This is a genomic window from Microbispora sp. GKU 823, assembly GCF_002027145.1.
GTDB classification, from domain to species: Bacteria; Actinomycetota; Actinomycetes; order Streptosporangiales; family Streptosporangiaceae; genus Microbispora; species Microbispora siamensis.
The window spans coordinates 34,591-41,364 of sequence record NZ_MWJN01000081.1 but is presented as its reverse complement, the minus strand read 5'-3'; the positions used below and the strand labels follow the sequence as shown (position 1 = coordinate 41,364).

Here is a 6,774-nt window from a genome sequence, read left to right as displayed (position 1 = left end):
GACAGGGACATGGTTCCGGAGAAGTCCTCGATGGGACTGATCTCCTCGAAGATCTCTTCGAGACCCGATTGGGCCGGGACGTCCTTGCGCCCGGCCTGGCGAGCCGCCTCAACCCGGCCCTTCCATTTCTCGTTCCCGAGCAGCCAGTCGAAGGACTCGGTCTGCAGGGCGAGAAGGTCGGGTACTTCGAGCGGCTCCTCGATGCGTGCGAACGACACGGTTCGGGGACCGGCGGGTACGGCGGAGGCGTTGCGCGAGGCTGCCAACAGATGTCCTTCCGAGGGCTCGCGGACTGACTACACGCACGCCAGACGACCAGGACTAAGAGTTACTCAGAGAGACGGTCGTCAAAGGGCAGCGCAAAGGGGCAGTGTAGCCGATCGGCATACACCTGTCCACTCCGCTATCGCTCTGCGCTCCACGTTGGTGGCAGCATCACCCGTCAGCGCCGAAACGTCAAGCCCGAGAGCCGACATTTCGCCTAACCGACAGGGGTCACGCTGGGTTTTTCCGCTCTCGGGACCGAGCGAGCGCCGGGGATCCAGTCCCTACCCGGGACCGGAGACGGGTAACGCTCAGTCACGCGAACGGCCCAACGCTGACCGTTGGTCGACGCCGCCGTGCCCTGAATACCCAGCCGCAGGCACGGCCTAAACGTCTTCTTTACTAACAATTTAGCCACGGCCTCAGGGGACGGGCGTGTCACCCAGGAGCGTGGACAGCCGGGAGGCCCGCCAGCCGTCGCCCTGCGTCACCATGACCAGGCGCGCCCTTCCCTGGCTGACCTGCTGCTTCGGCTCCTCCTGACCCGGGCCCGACCGCGTCGTGACCATGTTCACGAACAGCAGCACCCGGACCTCTTCCGGCGTCGCCGACTCCACGCCGGCGGCGGCCACGACCGCGTGCTGGACCGTCCGCCGCTCGCGCGCCTGCGGGCCGAGCGTCGCCGCGAGCGTCCGGTAGTGCTCCGCCAGCTGCCCGGTGGCGTGCGCGCCCGCCCTCAGCATGTCCCGCTCGATCGTACGGTAGTCGTACGACAACATGTCCGGCGCGTAGGACCGGGCGGCCGAGAGGGCCTCCCCTGACGCCCTCTCGGCGGCCTGGAGGCGGCGCAGGTCGAGCAGCAGCCACACGGCGGCGACGGCCAGCCCGGCCGCCACGAGGACCGTCAGCGCCCGCAGCAGGCGCCTCACTGCACCAGCTCCGCCCGCGAGACCAGCCACAGGCCCGAGGCCTTCGTGACGTCCATGCGCCACCGGAAGAAGCGCTCCTCCGGAGGGGCCTTCCTGCCGTCCTCCCAGTGGATCACCGCGTCGCCGACGATCAGCACCTGTGCCGCACGCCGGTCGCCGTCGAGGGAGGTGAGGGCGGAGGCCCGCAGGACCCCCGTCTGGACGGCCTTGTTCTTCAGCGTGGCGGCCTTCAGGGCCGCCTGCCCGGCGGCGTACTGCGCCCGCTCCGGGCCCGTGGAGGTCGCCAGCGCGCGTTTGATGTCGTCGTCGATGCGGCGGTGGTCGATCGACATGAGGCTCACGGCGTGCGCCGCCGCGGCCCGTACGGCCATCTCACGGTCCTCCACGGCCGCGAGGGCCTCCGTACGGGCCCGGGCGAGTGCTGAACCGCAAGGGCCAGCACGGCCACGAGGAGGACGAGCCCGACGGTCAGCGCGCGCCGCATCCCCGCACCTCCTGAGCACCCGGTCGTCGTCTCGGCCCGTTCACGTCGCGCGGATCCTATTCCGCACGATAGATCAACGGGCCCGCCCTGCCCATAGGGTCTGGATTCCGTACGGCTTCCGGGCATGCGAAAGGGGCGGTCCCATCCGGCACCTGGATGGACCCGCCCCTTCGGTGAAGCGTGTTACGAGACCGTCTTACTTGACGGTGACGGTGGCGCCGGCACCCTCGAGGGCGGCCTTCGCCTTCTCGGCCTGCTCCTTGTTGACCTTGCCGTCGAAGACCGGCTTCGGAGCGCCGTCCACGAGGTCCTTGGCCTCCTTGAGGCCCAGGCTCGTCAGGGCCCGGATCTCCTTGATGACCTGGATCTTCTTGTCGCCGGCGGCCTCGAGGATGACGTCGAACTCGTCCTGCTCCTCGGCCTCCTCGGCGGCGGCACCGGCGCCACCGGCGGCCGGGGCGGCGGCGACGGCGACCGGAGCGGCGGCCTTGACGTCGAAGGTCTCCTCGAAGACCTTCACGAACTCGGACAGCTCAAGGAGGGTCATCTCCTTGAAGGTCTCGAGCAGCTCGTCGGTGCTGAGCTTCGCCATGATGTGTTCCTCCAGTGGATCTAGCAAAAAACGTGTAAAGGGACCGCGGTGCGCGCTTCCCCCGTCCGCTGCGCGGACCTACTCGCCGGCCTCTTCGCGCTTGGCGCGCAGAGCCTCGGCCAGTCGAGCCATCGTGGTGGGCAGCGCGGCGAAGGTGGCGGCAGCCTGGGACTGCTTGGCCTTCAGTGCGCCGGCCAGCTTCGCGAGGAGCACCTCGCGGGACTCAAGGTCGGCAAGCTTCGTGATCTCGTCGGGGGTCATCGACTTGCCGTCGACGACGCCGCCCTTGATCACCAGGAGGGGGTTGGCCTTGGCGAAGTCACGCAGACCCTTGGCCGCCTCCACGACGTCGCCCTTGACGAACGCGATGGCGGTCGGGCCCTGGAACAGGTCGTCCAGGGCGGTGATCCCGGCGTTGTTGGCCGCGATCTTGGTAAGCGTGTTCTTCGCCACGGCGAACTTCGCATTCCCACCGAGAGAGACGCGCAGCTGCTTGAGCTGAGCGACGGTGAGACCGCGGTATTCGGTCAGAACGGCGGCGCTGGATCCCTCGAACTCACTCTTGAGCTCGGCGATCGCGACGCTCTTCTCCGCCTTCGCCATGGGCCTCCTTCCAGATGTGCCGCCGGCGAAGGCCCTCAGAAAACAGACAAGCCCCGGCGCAGGCGCACGGGGCTTGGACGGACGTCGAACGTCCTCAAGCTTCTCCACACCTACGCGGGCCGTCCACTCACGTGGATCCTTCGGTCACCGGGCTGTACGCCCGGCGACGACCGGCGGTCTTCGGCAGGAGACAGACTACGTTGTCAACCGGCAGGACGCCAAATCAGCTTCCGGTGCCGGACGGCTGGTGCAGCGTCTGCGGCAGCTCGCCGACCTGGTCGGCGGCCGGCGCCTTGATCGAGACCGGCTCGTTGAACGACTTGAACATCGCCGTGGCCTTGAACGTGCCGGCGTCCGGCTTGCCGCCGTTCAGCTCGACCTTGCGCGGCAGTCCCTGGGCGTCGATCCAGGCGTCGAACTTGACGTCCTTGGCGTTCGCGATCTCGCCCTGCAGACGGCCACGCTGGTCCTCGGGCAGCTGCTTGACCGCCTCGTCCACCGGGAACGAGCCCGAGTAGTGGGTCGTGTCCACCCCGCCGACCTGCTCGCTGCCGACCGACTTGACGTCCTTGGACGCCGTGAGCAGGGCGACGCTCGTCTTCAGGTCGAACTGCTGGGCCTGGGCGAGGTACTGGTCGACGTTCACGCCGGCCTGCGAGCCGAGCTGCTTCAGGTCGAGCCTGATCCACGGCTTGGTGGCGCCCACCAGGGTCTTGAGCATGTCGAGCTTCACGTACGCCACGTCGCCCTGGACGATCACCCGCACGCCGCCGGGCACGTTCTGCCCGTTGAACGCCACCCGGCTGAGGTTGATGTCGGAGGCGATCTGCGGGGTCTTCTGGTAGAGCATCGTGCCCTGCACGACCCCACCCTGACCGCCCTTGGCGTCGGTCACGTTCAGCACGAGGTCCGCGGCATAGGTGTTGACGTCGTCGGCCTTCTTCGCGGTCTGCTGGATGACCTCGGCCGCCGAGAGCTGCGCGTTCTGGAGAGACGGAGTCGCGGTCGTCCCGCATCCCGCGACCGTGATCGCGGCCACCGCCCCCGCGGCCACCAGTAGTCGTCGCATTGTGTCCATCCCTTCGTGTCCCCCTTTACCTGCCCTTGACCCTATGCGCCTAACGCCACGAGCGCGTTCGAGCCGGGCAAACCGCCATCAGCCCTACACAATCCCTGCACAATCACGGTAGTTTGATCGCGGATAGTTAGTCTTCGTACTATCTGGCATCGAACGAGAAGAGAGAGCAGACATGCGGACCCTGATTCGGGACGTGCGCGTCTTCGACGGCGAACGGACGATCCCCCGGGCGAACGTGCTCGTCGAGGACGACCACGTCGCCGAGTACGACGGACGACGCGTGGACGTCGAGGTCGACGGAACGGGCAGGACGCTCCTCCCCGGCCTGATCGACGCGCACACCCACGTCTCCGACGGCATGCTCGCCCAGGCGCTGGCCTTCGGGGTGACAACGGAGCTCGACATGTTCTGCCTGCCGTCCAACCTCGCCAGGCAGCGGAGGCTCGCCGCCGAACGGGACGACGTGGCCGACCTGCGCAGCGCCGGCGTCCTGGCGACCGCACCGAACGGCCACCCCAGCCAGATCATGACCGCCGAGGCCGCGGCCGTCGCCCACCTCGGCGACGCCGTGGGCCCCTTCGACACGATCGCCGACGCCGGGCAGGCGAAGGCGTTCGTCGAGGCCCGGCTGGCGGAGGGCATCGACTACCTGAAAATCGTCGTGGACGACGGCTCGGCGGCGGGGCTCGACCTGCCGGCCCTCGGCCCGGATGTCGTCGCCGCGCTCGTCGAGGCCGGGCACGCGGCGGGCCTGGCGGCCATCGCCCACGTGGCGACCGTGCGAGACGCCGCCGTCGCCATCGAGGCGGGAGTCGACGGCCTGGCGCACGTCGTCCACGACGCCCGACCCGGCGATCCCGCCGTCGAGAAGCTGGCGGCGCAGGCCGCCGCCAACGGGGTGTTCGTGATCAGCACGCTGAGCTACATCGAGGCGATCACCGGCGGGACGGGCGGGGCGGAACTCGTCCGGGACGAGCGGGTCGCCTCAAGGCTGCCCGACCACGCGCGGCCGGCCGTCCGCGACGACCCCGGCGCCGTGCCCGTGCACCCCCAGGGCGTGGTGAACGCCGCGCACGCGGCCCTGGCCCTGCACCGCGCGGGCGTGCCCCTGCTGGCGGGCACGGACGCGAACTTCTTCACCCCGCTGCACGGCGCGAGCATGCATCGCGAACTGCCGCTCCTCACCGAGGCCGGTCTCACGCCCGAGGAGGCGCTGGCGGCGGCCACCAGCGTCCCCGCACGGCACTTCGGGCTCCACGACCGAGGGCGGATCGCACCGGGCATGCGCGCCGACCTGCTGCTGGTGGACGGCGACCCGACCCGCGACATCACCGCCACCCGTGCGATCGCGGGTGTCTGGCGCCGCGGCGTCCGGCAGAGCCGGGGCTGAGTACGGCCTACGCGAGGGCGGTCAGGAGGTCGCGCAGCAACCGGTCGAGCGTGGCGGCGTCCTGCGGGGCCAGTCCCGAAGAGAGCCGGGCGAGGTTCGCCGCGTGGTCGGTCATCGTCGCGTCGATGACCTCGCGCCCCTTCTCCGACAGGGCGATCTTGAAGCTGCGCCGGTCGGCCGGATCGAGACTGCGCTCGACCAGCCCGGCGGCCTCCAGCCGGTCGAGCCGGCTGGTCATGCCGGCGCGCGACATCATCACCATGTCCGACAGCTCGGACGGAATCAGCGTGTACGGCGGGCCGGAACGGCGCAGCGCGGCCAGCACGTCGAAGTCCCCAGGGCGCAGGCCGTGCCGGTCGAGGACCTCCTCGACCCTTCCCTCGACCACCCGGGTCACCTGGGCGACACGACCGAAGATCCCCATGGCCGACAGGTCCAGGTCGGGCCGCTCGCGCCGCCACTGGCCGAGGATGTGATCGACGGAATCCCTGCGCTCTTCGGTCACGCGCCGAGTGTATTCGCCGTCTGATCAGCGGAAGACGCACGGAAGCCTCGCGATCCGTCCAAGACGCGCGGAAGCCCCCGCCCGGAGAGGGCGGGGGCTTCCGTCGTCGTATCGGCCGGGGCGACGGCTCAGGCGTCGATCTCGGCGGTCATCGCCCGCGTCACGTTCGGGTCGACCGGGATGCCCGGGCCCATGGACGTGGTGAAGGTGACCTTCTTGAGGTAACGGCCCTTGGCCGCCGACGGCTTGAGACGCAGCACCTCGTCCAGCGCCGCGGCGTAGTTCTCCACGAGCTGACGGTCGTCGAAGGACGCCTTGCCGATGATGAAGTGCAGGTTCGCGTGCCGGTCGACCCGGAACTCGATCTTTCCGCCCTTGATGTCGCTGACGGCCTTGGCCACGTCGGGCGTGACGGTGCCGGTCTTCGGGTTCGGCATGAGGCCGCGGGGGCCGAGCACGCGGCCCAGACGGCCGACCTTGCCCATCATGTCCGGGGTGGCGACGACCGCGTCGAAGTCGAGACGGCCCTTGGACACCTCGTCGATCAGCTCGTCGGAGCCGACGATGTCGGCGCCCGCCGCGCGGGCCTCCTCGGCACGGTCACCGGTCGCGAAGACCAGGACCCGGGCGGTCTTGCCGGTGCCGTGCGGGAGGTTGACGGTGCCGCGGACCATCTGGTCGGCCTTGCGCGGGTCGACGCCCAGCCGCAGGGCGACCTCGACGGTCGCGTCGAACTTCGTGGTGGCGGTCTTCTTGGCCAGCCGCACACCGTCGAGCGGGGCGTACAGGGCCGTACGGTCGACCTCGGCCGCCGCGTTCTTCCAGTTCTTGCTGCGCTTCACTTCGTACTCCTCGTGGAGATCGTGGTCCGGGCCCGCGCTTCGGCCCTCCCACTGCGTTTGACTGCCTCGCCTCAGGCGAGGCGGCTG

At 69.6% G+C, this 6,774-nt stretch carries 9 protein-coding genes; 1 reads left to right on the top strand and 8 read right to left on the bottom strand.

Translation table 11 applies throughout. The features are described from left to right. From B1L11_RS32265 to B1L11_RS32240, 6 genes are all read right to left on the bottom strand, one after another. On the bottom strand, positions 1-266 hold a 266-nt coding region (locus tag B1L11_RS32265; protein WP_139580521.1), incomplete at its 3' end, for a hypothetical protein. 420 nt (positions 267-686) lie between these two features. After that, positions 687-1,193, bottom strand: a complete 507-nt coding sequence (locus B1L11_RS32260; RefSeq protein WP_079319158.1) for a hypothetical protein — start codon at positions 1,191-1,193, stop codon at positions 687-689. Continuing rightward, the gene (locus B1L11_RS32255) at positions 1,190-1,579 is read right to left on the bottom strand and encodes a hypothetical protein (protein WP_079319157.1); all 390 of its coding nucleotides are present in this window, start codon (positions 1,577-1,579) and stop codon (positions 1,190-1,192) included. The genes B1L11_RS32260 and B1L11_RS32255 overlap by 4 nt, the downstream gene beginning before the upstream one ends. Positions 1,580-1,873: 294 nt before the next feature. After that, positions 1,874-2,269 (bottom strand): 50S ribosomal protein L7/L12, encoded by a 396-nt coding sequence (gene rplL / locus B1L11_RS32250; protein ID WP_079319156.1) that lies wholly within the window; start codon positions 2,267-2,269, stop codon positions 1,874-1,876. Positions 2,270-2,347: 78 nt separating this feature from the next. Beyond that, positions 2,348-2,872 (bottom strand): 50S ribosomal protein L10, encoded by a 525-nt coding sequence (gene rplJ, locus B1L11_RS32245; RefSeq protein WP_079319155.1) that lies wholly within the window; start codon positions 2,870-2,872, stop codon positions 2,348-2,350. Positions 2,873-3,095: 223 nt separating this feature from the next. Further along, complete coding sequence (locus tag B1L11_RS32240) at positions 3,096-3,941, bottom strand: DUF1396 domain-containing protein (RefSeq protein WP_079319154.1); 846 nt, start codon at positions 3,939-3,941, stop codon at positions 3,096-3,098. A 181-nt stretch (positions 3,942-4,122) separates the two neighbouring features. Between B1L11_RS32240 and B1L11_RS32235 the strand changes: the two genes are divergently transcribed. Further along, the gene (locus B1L11_RS32235) at positions 4,123-5,340 is read left to right on the top strand and encodes an amidohydrolase family protein (RefSeq protein ID WP_079319153.1); all 1,218 of its coding nucleotides are present in this window, start codon (positions 4,123-4,125) and stop codon (positions 5,338-5,340) included. Between the two features lie 7 nt (positions 5,341-5,347). Here B1L11_RS32235 and B1L11_RS32230 read toward each other — a convergent pair whose 3' ends face one another. Further along, positions 5,348-5,845: a MarR family winged helix-turn-helix transcriptional regulator gene (locus tag B1L11_RS32230; protein WP_079319152.1), complete on the bottom strand. Its 498-nt coding sequence runs from the start codon at positions 5,843-5,845 to the stop codon at positions 5,348-5,350. A 128-nt stretch (positions 5,846-5,973) separates the two neighbouring features. Further along, positions 5,974-6,687, bottom strand: a complete 714-nt coding sequence (gene rplA, locus B1L11_RS32225) for a 50S ribosomal protein L1 (protein WP_079319151.1) — start codon at positions 6,685-6,687, stop codon at positions 5,974-5,976. Positions 6,688-6,774: the final 87 nt, after the last annotated feature.

Bases quoted from the DNA above. Each gene is read 5' to 3' on its own strand.
- B1L11_RS32240 (WP_079319154.1), bottom strand. From the start codon at position 3,941: ATGCGACGACTACTGGTGGCCGCGGGGGCGGTGGCCGCGATCACGGTC.
- rplJ (WP_079319155.1), bottom strand. From the start codon at position 2,872: ATGGCGAAGGCGGAGAAGAGCGTCGCGATCGCCGAGCTCAAGAGTGAG.
- rplL (WP_079319156.1), bottom strand. From the start codon at position 2,269: ATGGCGAAGCTCAGCACCGACGAGCTGCTCGAGACCTTCAAGGAGATG.
- B1L11_RS32235 (WP_079319153.1), top strand. From the start codon at position 4,123: ATGCGGACCCTGATTCGGGACGTGCGCGTCTTCGACGGCGAACGGACG.